Here is a 14013-nt window from a genome sequence, read left to right as displayed (position 1 = left end):
GGAAAGATGAGTTTTTTTATATGAATTGAGATTCGTTAGTAGCAAGTAATGAGACATAATCTTGGCAGTGAGTGTATGGAGGTGGGTTTGGCAACTAATGTGTGATAGGCGGCAAAAAAGAACTAACGGGATGTAGGCGAAAGAGATCGAACCGTTGTTTGATTGGCAGAGCCCTATTTTCTTTTATATAGGTGGTATATTAGCAAAAGGTGAACTTGTTTAAAGTTTTTTTTGAGGAAAGCAATTGTTAGTTGGAATCCTTGCGTATTCGTGATAGAAGGGCCTTATTGGGTGGCGGGTGGATTACCCCACCCAGTTCGATCAGGGCGGGGAAAGTTTACTTTCTGATACCGAACGTTAAACTGCATATATTATATGCTTTCTCGTGAATTCCGGCCGTAATTGATTCTCAAAACATAAAATTCGCTCTAATTCCGTCAATTGGGCAATAAGGAATTAAATAATGATTGTGAATGATGGTATCCCTTTTATTTTTTTGCAAATGTATAAATTCACGCTCATTTTATTTTTTATCTTAAACTGTGCAAGCACGAGCAAACCCCTGATCATCGAACAAGCTAAGGTTGGCGAAAATTGCAAAGTAAAAGACGGCAATGTCATAAATCCTGATTTTTCTGTGGAGAGGTTTGGCGTTTATTTCCAAGGATGCTTTGATAAACTTGATTCAAATGAATCGGTTCTTTCGTTTGTATTTTCTAGAATCAAGGGGACTTTCAATGTAAACATTAACACAAATGGATCAGTACGTTCAAACTCAAACTCAGTTGCACTTGTTGACAAATCAAATAGCACCACATCAGTAAAAACTAATTCCAAAACGCTAGTTCAAACATTTTCAAAAGATTTTATTCGGGATAATTACTATGTGTACTCCGTATCCTATACAATAAAAAATAAACAACCTCATATAGAAATCAGGGATATTACTTTTAGTGGAGACTCAGCTCCCGAGATACTCATTTTAAACTCGATCAAAAAGAATGATTTACTCAAAGTGAAAGAATTATTCGACACAGGGGCAATCAACAAAGACTTTCTAGTAACAGATCAAAACGGAATTGTAACTCATAATTCCAACCTACTCATACAAGCTTTTTATCTAGAATCGAATACTGAAATACTGAAGTATCTTATCTCTAAAAAAGTAAGTTTGGATTCGAAGGATATTTTTGGTTGGACACCATTATTATTGGCGGCCAAAAGAAACGATTTCGAACTTTTTCAATATATTTATTCACTGAAAAAGTGGGATATCAATGATGTGACAGACCAGAATGAAACTTGCCTACATTGGGCAGTCGGTAAAAAAAACATTCCGATGATCAAATTCCTTCTAAAAAACGGCGCTAATAAAGATATAAAAAATCGCTTCGGTCAAATTGCAAAAGATTTGGCTTCTAATGAAAATGATAAAGAAATCAAAAGTCTCCTTGAATAGAAATTAAGTTCAAGAATGAGGCCTTGTTTAAAAGGAAGTCATTGGGTGGCGGGTCTAGTTCCCCACCCTAATCAAAGCGCGGAGACTATATTCTTCATAAAGCACACCTCGCAAATGAACAACTACAAGATCAAATTTCTTTTTTCATCACAGTCACGGTTCTGTGACCAAACACAACGACCTCTACTTCTATCCAACCAAGTCGGTTATATAATGATACAGCAGTATCCGAAAATAAATAAATTTCATTGATACCTCGATTCTTAGCCATCACTTCAATCTGACGGCAAAGTTCTGCACCAATACCTTTGTGGCGCCATTCAGGAATCGTGTAAACTAACCCAAGCCAGTGTTGGTGAATAGCAAACCTTGGCTCTTTCTCTAATAACCCAACTCGATGATAGACCCCACCAGTTGCAACCGGCCGACCACCATGAGTTGCTATGACTTGAAACTGAGAATCATCAAGTGTAATCGATTCCAATTTTAAAATCGTCTTTTCTATTGGAATTTGCCATTCATCTAAATACCAATTGGCAATCATCTGAATTGTGTCATTTTCATCAGGTAATAATACTTGAAAATCAAAATCGTCTTTCAATCGATGCAAACCCCGTCAAAACGAATCATAATACAAAAACATAAACTAACGCCAAATATCAGTTTAGCGAAAGAATAAAAAAGCAAGAGAACCCTTGGTTTATTACTCTTAATAGCGAACGTTAAACTGCATATACCCGTATCCTTCTCGCGAAGTCTGTCCGTAACTGGCTGACCCAGGGTTTAATGGTAAATAACCGAATTCTATAGTTTCTTCATCGAGACCCAAAACATAAAAAGTGGCCGCCGATACCAACATAAGTCCCATCAAAATCACCATTGGACCTGCGACCAATTGCCGATCTTTGCGGTTTTCCATTGGCAAAGTTCCCGCAACACGTTTCAAACTTCTAGCTTTTGATTCAGCATCATCAATTATATGGTTTTGCACCCCATACCAAAAGAAGAATTCATCTGGATTATTTCGATAAAATGAAGAAATAGCATTTGCATTAACAAGAGTGACATCAGATCTTGCTGCAGAATATGCCTGCCTAGAAGCATAATTTAGATATACATAACTCGCATAAAATAAAAGGGAACCATACAAAGAATAAGTGGCAAAATCTTTATAAGTATGATCCAAAAAAACATTTTGTTTATTTTTATAATAAACTTCCGTTTTACCTTCTCTCATCACGACATCAACAACAACTTCCTCGTTGTCTTGTGCATCAATACCACGAAAGTAATCGATATAACCTTCTTTGGACAACCTCAATCGATTCATACCAGAAGGGATAGCGATACGCTCTAACGGTGTTTTTCCCAAATATTGAATTCCCAAATAAACATCTGCTTCCACATTCGAATGCACAGATATAAACGAATTACTAAGTTTGAGAGAAAGTTTGGTATCTATTTGAAAAGGTTTCCCTTTTTCCAATTGAATTTCTTGTTTGTGCGGATGAAACCCTTCTTTAAAGATAAATAATGACCTTTTCCCGACAGGAAACTTTTTGCCACTTAACGGAGTTTTACCCAAATAAATTCCATCTAAATAAACAAGAGCGCCCTCTTCTCCCTCAGCAGAAACTGCAACGGTAGTTGTATCCTTCCCTTGTAATTTTTCACGAATGGATTCACCCAAGGGCCCCATCTCCTGATACGCACGAATTACGGATGTTTTGTGCTCAAACGGAATAATTTTCCCTTCAAAGTCATCAAAAAGATACACCTTAGTAAAAAGTTCATTATCGCGAACTTCAAAAGAACCAGTGATAATATAGTCACAATTTAATTTTGAAGCAAGACCAAATGATTCATCCGGTGTTGGTGCTTTCTTATCAAATAATTGTTTGATTGTTATTTTAATATAACGTGGGTCTTTTTCCGGAGCCAGTTGTTTTTTACCAGACCTAAGATCTTCTAAATCTTTTTCATCGTTGATTTCTTTCTTTTTCCGTTTTACGTTTAAAGATTCTGCATCAATTTTTTCTTGTAATGTTTTTTCGGGTGATTCACCAAAAGAATGGTAAACTATATTTGGTTTTGGATACTCTACATAAGTATATTCTAAATTTCTCAACTCAGAGAGTAATACCGAAGGAATTCCCTTATTCAAATATTCTTTCGTTGGATCTGGTGTAACTGCTAAAAAAGAAAATAAACACAAATTTCGAGAAGTCTCATAAGTCACACTTCCCTTATAACTTTGTTTCGGAAAATTGTAATAATCATCAATAGAAAACAATGGCAAAGTATTGGATACAAGGCAAAGGATGATGAGTAATGCTGAAATTCTATGTTTCATTCTTTTTTAGGTTAGATCCCAAAGAATACACCAAAGTTAAAATGGCAACGATCGGAAGCAAAACGGAAACAGGAGACTGATCAAAATAATCTTTGGAAAATGAGATCTGTTCTCCAAGGCCAGGACCGGTATCACCAAGTGCAGTTTGGATCCCCAGATAGGAAAATAGTGCCGTTGTCATGACTACAGCCGGCAATCCAGAAAAAAATAAAAACTTAAAAATATCTCGGAGCTCAGGCAAATAATGAAAAACAACTAAATGATATGATTTGGCTCCCATACAGAGGGAAGCGGAAAGATAGGGACTTTCTTTGATCTCGCGAATTTTGGCAGTCAGTGTTTCATAAGACAAGGCCCAATCGGAAACTAAAATCGCAATAAAAATAGCGAATGGACTATCCGGCAACAAACTCATAACGATGAGAGCTGACAACAAAGACGGGATTGCCAGCGAAACTGAGACGATTCCAGAAAGTATGAAGTCTGATTTTTTAGGAAAAAAGAGTGTAAAGGTCGAAAGAAAAAATGAAACAAAAATCGTAAAAATACGAGCCGGAATCACGAGAACTATGGTTGAAAAAGAACCATAACAAAATAAAGCAAAATTATCTCGCCCCAAACGATCGGTACCAGCAAAAAACCCAGGAGAAAAAATAGGTAAGTTATTATTGGTCAAATCTACATTTGTGGGTTTAGGAAAAAACAAAACGCCTACAAAAACTAATCCAAAAAATAAAAACCGCACAAAGGTATGTATTTGAATCAAAATGATACTCCTCCCGAAAAAAATCTTTGGAGATAAAATCCTATGCGATTCAAAATATAAAATAATACACCAGAATACATTAGCAATGTTGCAAGTAATTGGGTGTCCATAGATTTAATAGAATAATATAATGACTTTCCTATTCCTGGAAAGAAAAAGATTTCTTCTACAACCATAGCACCGGATAACAAGGATCCAAAATCTAATACCAAAAGAATAAGGGCTATCGGAAGCACCTTTAAAAATACTTCTTTTCCAACAATATGGCTCCAAGGATAAGACCTTGTTTTCAATAATTGAACATACTTAGAATTAGCTTCTTTTTTAATTTCAGGTAGTAAATACAAAGACATACGAGCATATACTCTGGAACCCAAAGTAATCCCGGGTAAAACAACATAATAAGTATTTCCTAATTCATAACCACCAGGGGGGAACCACTCTAATCTATAAAAAAACAAAATCAAAAGCAGTATTGCTACAATAAAGATTGGAGTAGATAAAATCAAATTGGAGCTAAAGGAAACAATATCATACAAAACTTTCGACCGAAAATAAGTTGCCCCAAGAGAAAGACCAAAAGCAAAAACAGAACCAACGAGAATACTAAAGAGTGCTAGGTGAAAGGTGGGAAGGAAACGAGTTAGGATATGAGAATATACCGCTTCACCATTATCTGTTTTCCCACCTGATTCCAATACTAATGATTTCCAAAATTTTAAATAGGAAGATAGAAAGTTTGTTTCCTGATTTTGGATTTCAGCAATCCCAGCATCAGCATAAAGAAAAGATTTATCTTTCGTATGAAACTCGGACACAAAACTACTGATACAAGATAACAGTAGCAAAAAATACAGAAAACGGAATACTTCCGACTTCACTGGATTAACTTTTCGAAAGGAATGCCTTTTGGATTTCTTCGAAATTTTTGGCTTTGATGAGTTTTTCTCTTTCTTCAGGAATATTGAGGGTTTTGGCAATCAGTGCTAATGTTTTGATGTGATCCTGAAATTTATTTTTTGGAACAATGAGCATGATGAAAATTTGCACTAAACCATGATCAAGGGCATCAAAATCAATTCCTTGCGGAGCAATCGCCATAGCACATTTCAATTCATTTACATAGTGCACAGAACAATGTGGAATGGCAACACCACTCCCAATCCCTGTAGACATTGATTTTTCTCGGTTCATTAAAGAAGAAACCGTTTCCTCTTCATAAGTAGGATCTAACGATTGTGTGGCGACCATATGAGAGATCATCTTTCGAATGGCATCCTCTTTCGTGGTTGCTTTGAAATCGAAAATGATATTTTTAGGGTCCAGAATCTCCAGAAGTTGATTCATATGGTATAACTTACTCCCACCTTTTCAAGATCGACTTATTTTCCAAGAAAAACCCTAACCAAGAGACCTTCTAAAAGAAAAAAAACTACCAATGCTGAAGCCGCACTCAAACCCATTTTACCTACAAAAAACGCAATGGGAAGTAAAATGACAAAACCTAGCAAAGAAACATAATAGGATCCGTAAAAATTCCGTCCAGGGCAGACATGCAAAAAGAAGGCAAGTGCCGAATAAGAAAGAATCCAGTTCAACCCCAACTGGCCGGAACCAATCCCCCAAATCGAAAATAAAAGAAGCCATCCCAAAAAGAAACCAAGTAAAATGGTTCTACGAAAAGAAACCCAAGCAATCCCCACCAAAACATAAATCCCAAGACTATCGGCAAAAGATAAAAAATCAGTTTGTCGAATCGGAACATTCGAAAACCAAGGCCTTGCAAAAGGTAAAAGAGAATTCTCCAAAGAGATACCTGTCCATGGAATCAACTCTATAGATGTACGAAAGGAATATCCTAATAAAGAAAATACTGTATCCCAAATCAAAACAAAAAGAAAAACCAAACTAAAGAGAGGAACTCTGAATGAATATTGTTGGATAAAAAAATAATGAACCACTATTGCAAAAAGAAAAGCAACCGGCAATAGAATAGGATGTAACCAAGTTGTGGGTAAAATCAAAAAAACAATAAGCAACTGAGATAACAATCCCAACCAATATGGCGATTGGTTCGCTCGTATACAAAATCCAAAATAGATCAAAGTCAGAATTGATACAATTGTAATAGGTAAAATTGGAATTGGTATAACATGCGCCAACGAATATCCAAGAAATCCGATTAAGGTTAAAAAGTAGAAGAAATCTGCAAATACTTCTGAAGACTTAACTCCCCAACTATTTTCAGATAGAATATAAAGGTTTTTCAACATATAGTAACGGTCGTTAAACCAGAACTCCTTCAATTCGTTTCCGAATATCAATTCCAGATGGGCAGTAAACAGTACAAATCCCGCAAGATATGCACTGACTTTTTTCGAATTCTTCTACTCTCCCTTTGATGAGTTGCACAGGGTTTGCATGGGTCGGACAGTAGTTGTTACATTCCATACAATCAATACAACTAAATTCTTTTCTGGATGCGGGGAGTTTTTCGTAAAGAGTGATAGAATATTGTTCATAAATATTAAAGTAACCTAAGGATAAAACATCCATTGGTTTTACTTCTTCATATACTGTTTGGAACGAAGCAATTTTATATCGTTTGTCTAAGTTTGCCGGAATGAATGCCAACGATTGACCATTCGTTAAAAAAAATTGCCGAGGTTCTAAATCCATTCTTCCTTTACGATCTACCAAAAAAACAGCCAAATGTCTTTTCGTAAAAGGTTCGTTATAGTATAACATTCGCAAGATATGGAATATCGTTTCAGCACCTAAAAATAGAATTTCATGATTAAATAAAGACTTTCTGGTTTTATCTACAGGCTCATGAAACTGTTTGTGAAGAAAAAACTCCGGGATCCCATTAGGATGTTCAAAATCCAAAGAAGATTGTTCGAAAAAATTTGAGACTTCTGCTTTCGGAAAGATTTGTTTGAGCAGTTCATTGAAGGCAAGATAAGCTTCCTTCATGTCACGAAGGATCATTTCTTCAAAGTTTAGATGTTGGTATCTGCAAAACGGAGATAAGATAATTTTAAACGCAGAATTCTTGTTAAACTTTTGAAAGTAATCTTTTAGTGGAGTTTCAATCAAATCCAACGAATACAAGGCACCCAGATCAAAAGATTCCAATAGAGATGGAAAATCATATTGGCGAAAATGATAAGGTGAAGTAGTAGACCAAGAACCATCTTGTTTGATTTGGAAGTGTTTTTGGTCTGGTGTGAGACTAGCGACCCCATTGACAGGTGCAAGCACCTTCTTCCCGTTATGTGCAAGCATAACTTGACCGTGAGTGACTCGAGCGGGATAGGAATCAGAGATAACGCTGCCCGCAGGAACGGGGATCAGGAATTGACCCTGAATCGTCCGTTCTTTTTTGTTTTCAGTTTTATGAAATTTGCGAGCGAAGGCGCGAGGTAACCTGGGGAACAACACGCCGGTAATGATTTAGACGGCTTTCACCATGTAGATTTCGTCTTTGATTGGGAGTTCTTTTTTCAAATTTTTGATATAAGGTAGAATCTCTCCCATTTCTTCATAATACTCGCAGTTTGTTTGCATACGACGAGCTACAGTAAAGTATTTATAAAGTTTTTCTTCACCGGAACGTTTTGACCATTTCTTCTTGTTACATTTGACTCGAAGAATGTATTTATCTTGCTCCGATTCGTATTGGCGAACGACAACACAATGCAAACAGTTCGCGCAGTAGACTTTTTCACTCATGGATGACCCCTGAACCTAGGTTGAATTTACAGCTTTTTGGAAGGAAAGGTTTCGTCAAGTAAGTACCACCGCTCTTCCTAAGTGATGGCACGAAGTTCCTTTTCTGCTTTGGTCGCCGGTTTGAATTTCCAGAACGACTCTGCCACAGAAAGGTAAGAGACATAGAAAAATCCGATGGAATAGAGAACCATGAAACCAATCATGTAAGGTTTTCCGACCACAAAGGATAAATAAATGCAAAATACACAATAAGCACCCATAAAGAATTCAAGGAAAGCACGGTAATCGACAGGGACGACATATTTGATTTTGTCCTGCAAACTATCCCCTTCTTTCTCGATTCTGAGTTTTGGAGTGCGTTTAAAGCCGGATTGGACACCAAAAACGGCCTCCACCCAAGCGTAAGTGTTCATCACTGCAATCCCTGTTCCGATCATCACAAGGATAGGTAGGTAAATCAGTTTTGATTTCCAATCTTTGTGGATTTCTCTTTGGGAATATGCATAAAAGATCACAGGTCCCATCGATCCTATGGACAGGACGGCTGCGGATCCAAAAAGAATTTCCATCGGGAGGTCATCCATCTTAAATCCCGCCCAATATTCCATAAGGAGGAGAGGAGCAGTCAGAAGGATATTGATGATCATCAGTGGGTGAACAGAATAATTGATTAAGTGAGTGATCGCCTCACCCTTGATTTTCCAAGATTCTTTGGACTTCCAAATGCGAGGAATGAGTTTGACTGCTGTTTGAATAGAACCTTTGCACCAGCGGAACTGTTGTGCTTTATAAGCATTCATGGTCGCCGGAATTTCTGCCTTACAAACTACGTCTTTGATATAACGGAATTTCCAACCTTTGAGTTCCGCTCGGTAAGAAAGATCGAAGTCTTCTGTGAGGGTATCATGTTCCCATCCACCAGCGTCTTCAATACAAGACCGTCTCCAGATCCCAGCAGTTCCATTGAAGTTCATCCAAAGGCTTGCCCCGTTTCTTGCGACCTGTTCGATCATAAAATGACCGTCGATTCCAAAACTTTGTGCTTTAGTTAAGATATTGTATGTTTCGTTGATATGGCCCCAACGTGTTTGGACCATTCCTATGGATTCGTCTTCAAAATAACCCATAGTGCGGAGGAGAAAATCGGAATCTGGTGTAAAGTCAGCATCAAAGATCGCAATATAATCTCCTTTTGCTTTGGCCATCCCTTCATCCAAAGCACCGGCTTTGTGGCCCTTACGATTGGTTCTATGAACGTGTTCGATCCAAATTCCTTTTTTCTTGTACTGAGCCACAAGAGTTGCAACCTTTTCAATGGTTTCATCAGTGGAATCATCAAGGACCTGAATTTGGAGTTTTTTTGCAGGATATACAAGGTTACATGCGGATTCGATCAATCGATCCACCACATAAAACTCGTTAAAAATAGGAAGTTGAACGGTTACGGTAGGGAGATTTTTATCCTTTAGGGAAAGGACTTTGCTTTCATCCTCCGCGCAGTTTTGTTTGTATCTACTATACAAAAACACCATGAGGTAGGTGTGTAACCCGAAATAGAACAGAACCAAAATATCAAAGCCGTAAAGAACCAAAAACGATATAGATAAAAACGTGAGCATAGTTATAGTCAAAATCGGCAGATAGGGCGTTTTGGTCAAACATTTTGTGCACCGCCAAATAAAATAAGATTTTCTTTAGTTTGCGAATGTGGCCCATCCAACATCTTTGGTAGCAAATTCTATGGATTCTCAATGGAAACGTTTCTGGGAAACCGGCCTCTTCCCCTCTCTTGAGTTTAGTCTTAGCCTATCCATTGGTTATGTGCTTTCTCTATTCTTTTATGTAGCCGGATCCGAACTTGCACTCATCGATCGTACGGACACTGCGTACCCAGTACTCCAAATTCTTCTAATTGTTTCCTTTGCGATTGGATTTATTTATAGGAAATACAAACAAACGTTACCTCTAAGTTTGGCACTGGCCCTCCTGGTTGTGGCCATCTTACAAATTTTTTGGTTTTTACGAGCTAATTCTGCAGAGTTCTTAATTGATTATATCTTTTCCTTTGAATTGGTTTTAATCAGTGGAGTATTGTCGGCATTTGCTGTAGGGATATATGGCGGTTCTTTACGCGATTTTCGTTTTTTAAGTTTTGCTCTTGGTGTAACAGTATTCACGTTTTACTCACTCTTTGAGCCCAACCAAAACTATTCCATGAAAGTATTGTTGGCTGTTTTATATATTTTGTTATCTTTATACCTTCTTAGTACATTTGTACAAAGAAATCCTCATTCCAGTAAGTTTTACAAAATTCGATCCAAAATCGGCAAACACCCGTTATTCGCACCATTCTACAGATCCGCTCTTTCGTTATTAATTTCGTATTGTATCTTACACTTATATTTCCAACCAGGACCCAAAATACCACTCATCCTTTCTGTTTCCTTTTCAGTCATCTTTGGAAGAGTTTTATCTTTGCTTGGTGGATTAAAAAAAGAAACAAAAGCAGTGTTTCTCATCGGAAGAGTTGCTCTTCTTTTTGCTTTTTTCTTTTTTATCTACCAGACTTATTGGAGTTCTTTTTTTATCGCGCTTTGCATCATCACAGGTTCTATTGTTGGTTTTTTTAAGCCAAACAAAACTCCATATAAAGAATATCTATTGATAGGTTTTGAAACAAGTATTTACCTTGGCCTTTCCTTTTTGTTATATTTCTGGAATTTACCAATGGGTATCCGAACCGTATCGGCCTTGTTATTCGTACCAGTGTTAGTTTATCCTTATCTAATGCAGAAACACATTGTACGTTTACCCAGAATTTTGATGTTAGCTGTTGCGACCCTGATCGTTTTACTTTTCTTTTCGCCACCAACAATTAGAACCAGTTCTCCTTTTTCCAAAAAAGAAATTTTTGATCCTATTCCGTTTGCGATCACCAACATAACTTTCAATAAGAAAGATTATATTTATTATAAATCTGTTCTGCCGTTTGAGTCGAATCCGTTTTTACCAAAACATTCTGAAATTAAAGATAAAACCGTAGTATTGGGTCTTAGCTCCAACCAATCGCAGATTATCTCCTATATTGAAAGATTAAGTCAAGAACAGCACCCATTTCTAATCCTCACAACCAGAAACAAATCCAATCAGTTCCATCATATCAATGCACTTTCCCTTTTAAGTCGTAAATCCTATTGGAATTTTGATATTTATTATCCGAGTTATTTGGAATCAAAAATTGGTTTTGCTAATAGCTTACCAGTAGATTGGAAATTAAAATATTTTGCTGAAAAATTAGATAATGCAACAACCCAGGAAGTAGTGGCAGTGATTGATTCCGTTTTAAAATATTCATCGGGAGATTTAAGAAAGGACGCACTTGAGATCAAACATCTTTACTATGAATCCTTTGCGGAATATGCAAGATTTTACCACACAATAGGACAAAACAAACTAGCATTAGATGCAATTGCCATTGCAAGAAAATTTGAATCTCCCAAGCCAGACCTACTCAGAATTGCATTTAATAGCTTAAAATTTACAACTCCAGAAGCAGAATACATTCCTATTCTAGAAGACCTAAGTTCCGATATTGAATTTCAGGAATTTGCCTGGAACTCGTTGATTCCGATGTTCGAATCTTTAGGGGATTGGAGCAATGCACTTCGCACGATGAGTTCATTAGAACGATTCTATCGTTTAAATAACCAAACAGACCAGGCCAACGAACTTGAACTAGCACGCGTTCGTCTATTCATTAACCAAGAGAATTGGAAAGAAGTAGAACCTATCATCAGCACACGAATAAGAGAAAATCCCGATTCCGTGATTTGGGAAAGACTCAAAAACGAAGTAATAGAAAAAAAAGATTCACTTAGAAGGTTGAGTGTTCGACCTGACGTGAGAGAGGCAAGAATTCAATGATCCATTCGACACTACTCGGAATCCTCGCAGCCGTTTTATCGGTGTTTGTTGCAATTTTAATTGAAGGTGCATCATTAAGATCTTTTTTTCACCTTCCGGCGATGTTATTAATCGTAGGTGGAACATTAGGTGCAACTTTTGCATCGTATTCCATTTCCCAAGTAACAAAGGCTGTTAGAGATACAAGATTTGCACTTTCACGAAAAAAAGAAAGAGATCTCAAACTTGTATTTTTTCGTTTTTGGGAAAAAGCCAGGAAAGATGGCCTATTATCTTTAGAGGACGAAGCAAAAAAATTAGATAACCCATTCTTACAAAAAGGGATTCAACTAATTGTTGATGGCTCAGATCCAAGAACCATTGAAGAAATTTTATGGGAAGCACATGAAGAAGAAGAAAAGAATGATATGAAATCAGCGAAAGTTTTTGAAACTGCAGCAGGTTTTTCTCCCACAGTAGGAATCATTGGAACCGTATTAGGGCTTGTAACCGTTCTTGAAAATTTAGATGGTGGAACAAAAGTTCTGGGACAAGGGATAGCAACAGCCTTCATTGCTACTTTTTATGGGATTTCGTTTGCAAACTTAATTTTACTCCCTATTTCAAACCAGCTCAAAGTTGTCGCCAAACGCGAGAGTAACGAACGACAAGCCATCATGAGAGGAATACTATCTTTACAATCTGGTGAAAATCGTAGGATCCTCGCAGAACGGCTTGATCCTTTTGTTAAATATTAATTTCGAAGATCGGGTTTAATGCAGAACAACTGGTGGATTTTTTCATCGCGAAAGTCTGCCGGAATTGATTCCTTAGTTCGATTGATACAAAGAAATCCTCGTTCGTTCCACTCTTCATCTACAACTTCCATTTTGAATTTTCTAAAATTGGTAGAGAACCAAATCTCTCCATCATTAGAAAGAAATTTTGTTAAAAGTAACAAAAGAAGGTTTCTATGTTTCGTTTGGACATCCCATTCTTCTCGCATTTTTTTACTATTTGAGAAAGTGGGAGGATCCAGAAAAATTAAATCATACCGTTCCCTATTTGGATTTTTGGTTTCTTCTTCGATCCATTGCAAAATATCAGCATTAACTATTTGATGATTTGTCGACGTAAAGCCATTATGTTCGAGATTTTTTAAAGCCCAATCGCAATAAGTTTTGGATAAATCCACACTTTTTGTTTTTTTAGCACCACCTGACGCGGCATAAACGGAAAATGCACCTGTATAAGAAAATAAATTTAATACTGATTTTCCACGGGAGGTTTTTCTAATCCAATCTCTTGTGATACGATGGTCTAAAAAAAGGCCAGTGTCTAAATAATCAGATAGATTGATACGAAATTCTAAATTTGATTCCTTTACCCACTCAAAATTTCCTTCTATGGCTAATTTGTCGTATTGGTCTGACCCTTTTTGTTTTTTACGTCGTTTTAAATACAGTTGTCCTTCTGTTATTTGGAATACTTCTCTAACAATGGATGCAATTCGATCGAAACGATCATCGTGACCTTCCTCCGCTTGAAAACGTAAGGAACTTTTGTCATACAATACCAATCCGCTGGGATACCGATCCAAAATGCATGGTATTTGTGGGATGTCTTCAGAATAGAGTCGATAACATTCAATAGATTCTCGTTTTGCCCATTTTTCGCGTTCCTTCTTTAATTTGCGAAGGCGATTTTCAAACATGGTAAGGGCACCAAATCCCCGTTCGGTCATGCATTTTCCTTTTGGGGCAGGTTGGGATTTTTGGATAGATCTCCCCGCCCTAT

13 protein-coding genes are annotated in these 14013 nt (G+C 37.0%); 3 read left to right on the top strand and 10 right to left on the bottom strand.

All coding sequences use genetic code 11. The features are described from left to right. The first annotated feature begins 463 nt into the window (after nucleotides 1–463). Entirely contained in the window at nucleotides 464–1459 is a 996-nt protein-coding gene (locus tag CLV96_RS14100; RefSeq protein WP_004786260.1) for an ankyrin repeat domain-containing protein, read from the top strand. A gap of 130 nt (nucleotides 1460–1589) precedes the next feature. On the opposite strand, the gene CLV96_RS14095 is transcribed toward CLV96_RS14100, so the two are convergent. From CLV96_RS14095 to CLV96_RS14055, 9 genes are all read right to left on the bottom strand, one after another. Continuing rightward, nucleotides 1590–2060, bottom strand: a complete 471-nt coding sequence (locus tag CLV96_RS14095) for a GNAT family N-acetyltransferase (protein ID WP_004787387.1) — start codon at nucleotides 2058–2060, stop codon at nucleotides 1590–1592. Nucleotides 2061–2168: 108 nt separating this feature from the next. Then, a complete protein-coding gene (locus tag CLV96_RS14090) occupies nucleotides 2169–3812 on the bottom strand; it encodes a PEGA domain-containing protein (protein ID WP_004785379.1) in 1644 nt (547 codons plus the stop codon). Next, the gene (locus CLV96_RS14085) at nucleotides 3802–4578 is read right to left on the bottom strand and encodes an ABC transporter permease subunit (RefSeq protein WP_004786504.1); all 777 of its coding nucleotides are present in this window, start codon (nucleotides 4576–4578) and stop codon (nucleotides 3802–3804) included. The genes CLV96_RS14090 and CLV96_RS14085 overlap by 11 nt, the downstream gene beginning before the upstream one ends. Further along, nucleotides 4575–5459: an ABC transporter permease subunit gene (locus tag CLV96_RS14080; RefSeq protein WP_040917119.1), complete on the bottom strand. Its 885-nt coding sequence runs from the start codon at nucleotides 5457–5459 to the stop codon at nucleotides 4575–4577. Before CLV96_RS14080 ends, CLV96_RS14085 begins: the two co-directional genes overlap by 4 nt. A 4-nt stretch (nucleotides 5460–5463) precedes the next feature. Continuing rightward, nucleotides 5464–5925 carry a PTS sugar transporter subunit IIA gene (locus tag CLV96_RS14075; RefSeq protein WP_020776643.1) on the bottom strand — a complete coding sequence of 154 codons (462 nt, stop codon included), beginning with the start codon at nucleotides 5923–5925 and terminating at the stop codon, nucleotides 5464–5466. A 35-nt stretch (nucleotides 5926–5960) separates the two neighbouring features. Beyond that, nucleotides 5961–6884, bottom strand: coding sequence for a hypothetical protein (locus CLV96_RS14070; protein WP_243836492.1), 924 nt, complete (start codon nucleotides 6882–6884; stop codon nucleotides 5961–5963). After that, nucleotides 6865–7866 (bottom strand): ATP-binding protein, encoded by a 1002-nt coding sequence (locus CLV96_RS14065; RefSeq protein WP_004786068.1) that lies wholly within the window; start codon nucleotides 7864–7866, stop codon nucleotides 6865–6867. The genes CLV96_RS14070 and CLV96_RS14065 overlap by 20 nt, the downstream gene beginning before the upstream one ends. Nucleotides 7867–8034: 168 nt before the next feature. After that, nucleotides 8035–8313 (bottom strand): hypothetical protein, encoded by a 279-nt coding sequence (locus CLV96_RS14060; protein WP_002973362.1) that lies wholly within the window; start codon nucleotides 8311–8313, stop codon nucleotides 8035–8037. 77 nt (nucleotides 8314–8390) lie between these two features. Continuing rightward, nucleotides 8391–9932 (bottom strand): cellulose synthase family protein, encoded by a 1542-nt coding sequence (locus CLV96_RS14055; RefSeq protein WP_040917124.1) that lies wholly within the window; start codon nucleotides 9930–9932, stop codon nucleotides 8391–8393. Between the two features lie 88 nt (nucleotides 9933–10020). Between CLV96_RS14055 and CLV96_RS14050 the strand changes: the two genes are divergently transcribed. Beyond that, entirely contained in the window at nucleotides 10021–12237 is a 2217-nt protein-coding gene (locus tag CLV96_RS14050) for a hypothetical protein (RefSeq protein ID WP_243836491.1), read from the top strand. Beyond that, nucleotides 12234–12974: a motility protein A gene (locus tag CLV96_RS14045; RefSeq protein ID WP_004786967.1), complete on the top strand. Its 741-nt coding sequence runs from the start codon at nucleotides 12234–12236 to the stop codon at nucleotides 12972–12974. The genes CLV96_RS14050 and CLV96_RS14045 overlap by 4 nt, the downstream gene beginning before the upstream one ends. Here CLV96_RS14045 and CLV96_RS14040 read toward each other — a convergent pair. Continuing rightward, nucleotides 12971–13960 carry a class I SAM-dependent methyltransferase gene (locus CLV96_RS14040; RefSeq protein WP_004785764.1) on the bottom strand — a complete coding sequence of 330 codons (990 nt, stop codon included), beginning with the start codon at nucleotides 13958–13960 and terminating at the stop codon, nucleotides 12971–12973. The two genes, CLV96_RS14045 and CLV96_RS14040, sit on opposite strands and share 4 nt — an antisense overlap. Nucleotides 13961–14013 lie beyond the last annotated feature (53 nt).

It is taken from the genome of Leptospira meyeri (genome assembly GCF_004368965.1).
In the GTDB taxonomy this organism is placed as follows: Bacteria; Spirochaetota; Leptospiria; order Leptospirales; family Leptospiraceae; genus Leptospira_A; species Leptospira_A meyeri.
Note: the sequence above shows the minus strand (reverse complement) of the source record. Positions and strands in the feature narration are given on the sequence as shown.

Excerpts from the sequence above, each read along its gene's own strand:
- CLV96_RS14055 (WP_040917124.1), bottom strand. The coding sequence starts at position 9,932 with ATGCTCACGTTTTTATCTATATCGTTTTTGGTTCTTTACGGCTTTGAT.
- CLV96_RS14100 (WP_004786260.1), top strand. The coding sequence starts at position 464 with ATGATTGTGAATGATGGTATCCCTTTTATTTTTTTGCAAATGTATAAA.
- CLV96_RS14075 (WP_020776643.1), bottom strand. The coding sequence starts at position 5,925 with ATGAATCAACTTCTGGAGATTCTGGACCCTAAAAATATCATTTTCGAT.
- CLV96_RS14040 (WP_004785764.1), bottom strand. The coding sequence starts at position 13,960 with ATGACCGAACGGGGATTTGGTGCCCTTACCATGTTTGAAAATCGCCTT.
- CLV96_RS14065 (WP_004786068.1), bottom strand. The coding sequence starts at position 7,866 with ATGCTTGCACATAACGGGAAGAAGGTGCTTGCACCTGTCAATGGGGTC.
- CLV96_RS14045 (WP_004786967.1), top strand. The coding sequence starts at position 12,234 with ATGATCCATTCGACACTACTCGGAATCCTCGCAGCCGTTTTATCGGTG.
- CLV96_RS14090 (WP_004785379.1), bottom strand. The coding sequence starts at position 3,812 with ATGAAACATAGAATTTCAGCATTACTCATCATCCTTTGCCTTGTATCC.
- CLV96_RS14060 (WP_002973362.1), bottom strand. The coding sequence starts at position 8,313 with ATGAGTGAAAAAGTCTACTGCGCGAACTGTTTGCATTGTGTTGTCGTT.